Raw genomic sequence first — 1,645 nt, 5'->3', positions numbered from 1 at the left:
GCTTTTCTTCATGCTGGCACTTCCCACACCCGCCGCAGTTGTCGCAGCCGTGGCAGGCATGGGCCTCCGGCTCCGGGCCGGTGGGCGCGTCTGCCGGTTCCGGCTGCAAGAGGGCAAGGGGCAGGCGAATATTCAGGTGGACAGTGACGGGTAAAATAATCTGCTTCATACAGTGACCTCCTTCCATGAATTTACTGTTAAATATTCGTGCAAAGTATTGCTTTCTTCGTGCAAATGGCATATACTAAAAGTACCAGCAGAAAGGGGTTGATGATATGGCTGGAAATACCACAAACATCAGTATCCGCATGGACGCGGATTTGAAGGCACAGGCCGACGCCCTGTTTGCGGAACTCGGCATGAATTTATCCACGGCGTTCAACATCTTCGTGCGCCAGTCGCTTCGTGAGGGCGGCATTCCCTTTGAAGTGAAGCTGGAACAGCCCAACAAGGAAACGATTGCTGCCATGCTGGAAGCGGAAAGGATTGCAAAAGACCCGTCTGTAAAGGGCTACAATGACCTTGACGAGTTGTTTGCCGACCTGAAAAAATGAGGAAAACAAAGTACACCGTCAAGTACACAACCGGCTTTAAGAAGGACTACAAACGGGCGATCAAGCGCGGCCTGAAGATTGAATTGCTGGAGCAGGTCGTGGCGCTGCTGGCGATGGGTGAACCGCTGCCGGAGAAGAACCGCGATCACGATCTGTCCGGCGATTGGGTGGGCCATCGGGAATGTCACATCCTCCCGGATTGGCTGCTCATTTACCGCATCGAGGATGATGTGCTGGTTCTGACGCTTGCCCGCACCGGGTCGCACAGCGACTTGTTCGGCAAATAAACCGTCTGCCGCCGTATGGGTGAAACCTGTACGGCGGTTTTTCTGTGTGTAAAAGGGTGTCGTGAAACGCGACGCACCTCAAAGGGGTCGCCAAAACGCCGTACCCTTTACCGCTCCGGCCCCCGGTCGCGGGGCTTGTCCCGTTCCTGGCGGGCCAGTTGGTCGGCGGCCTTGCGGAGCCGTTCCACAGCTTTCAGCTCCTCCCGCATGGCTTTCATGTCGATGCTGTCTACCTGTTTCTGGGCGGTCAGCAGGTCGATCTCACGCCGCCATTCCTTCGGGTTGATTTCTTCGCCGCTGGCTTTCAGTTCTTTCAGATACCGGGCCGCCGCGTCATAGAGGATCAGTTCCCGGCTGTGGCGCTGCTCGAACAGTTCCCGTTTCTCCGGCTTCACCTTGGCAAACTGCTTATGGACGGTCTTGTACTCGTTGTACTGCGCCCACATCTCCCCCCGCTCCGTGAGGACAGCGATCCGGCGCTCGGCCTTAACGATCTCTCGCCGCAGGTCATAGTAGCGGGTGTTCATATCGGAAATTTTTTCATGGAGCTGCTGCATGGACTGGATGCCGTTTGCCTGCAAAAAGCTGAACAGGGCGGCGCTCTCCTGCAAAGCTCGGATTTTGCCGGTGCGGGTGTCAGGCCGCTTGAGCTGCTGCTGGGCCTCCCACAAGTCAACCATGCTGGGCTGCTGGCCCTCCGGTTTCTCCGCCTCGGCCTTAGACCAGTTGTAGAGGCGGGTAATGCGGGCCTTGATTTCCCCCAGCAGCTTGTTGTCGGCGGCGATCTGCCGGTTGACTTCTCCC

General features: G+C 57.0%; 2 protein-coding genes and 1 pseudogene. 2 read left to right on the top strand and 1 reads right to left on the bottom strand.

All coding sequences use genetic code 11. The annotated features are described in order from the left end of the window. The first annotated feature begins 275 nt into the window (after positions 1-275). The gene (locus tag ACYQ0H_RS12330) at positions 276-554 is read left to right on the top strand and encodes a type II toxin-antitoxin system RelB/DinJ family antitoxin (RefSeq protein ID WP_003509354.1); all 279 of its coding nucleotides are present in this window, start codon (positions 276-278) and stop codon (positions 552-554) included. Continuing rightward, complete coding sequence (locus ACYQ0H_RS12325) at positions 551-841, top strand: type II toxin-antitoxin system YafQ family toxin (RefSeq protein ID WP_027642579.1); 291 nt, start codon at positions 551-553, stop codon at positions 839-841. Before ACYQ0H_RS12330 ends, ACYQ0H_RS12325 begins: the two co-directional genes overlap by 4 nt. Before the next feature lie 107 nt (positions 842-948). Here ACYQ0H_RS12325 and ACYQ0H_RS12320 read toward each other — a convergent pair. Further along, a pseudogene (locus ACYQ0H_RS12320) lies at positions 949-1,645 on the bottom strand (MobQ family relaxase); the annotation flags it as partial.

This window comes from Hominimerdicola intestinalis, assembly GCF_054655215.1.
The sequence above is the reverse complement of the archived record's forward strand: the minus strand, read 5'-3'. Positions and strand labels throughout refer to the sequence as shown.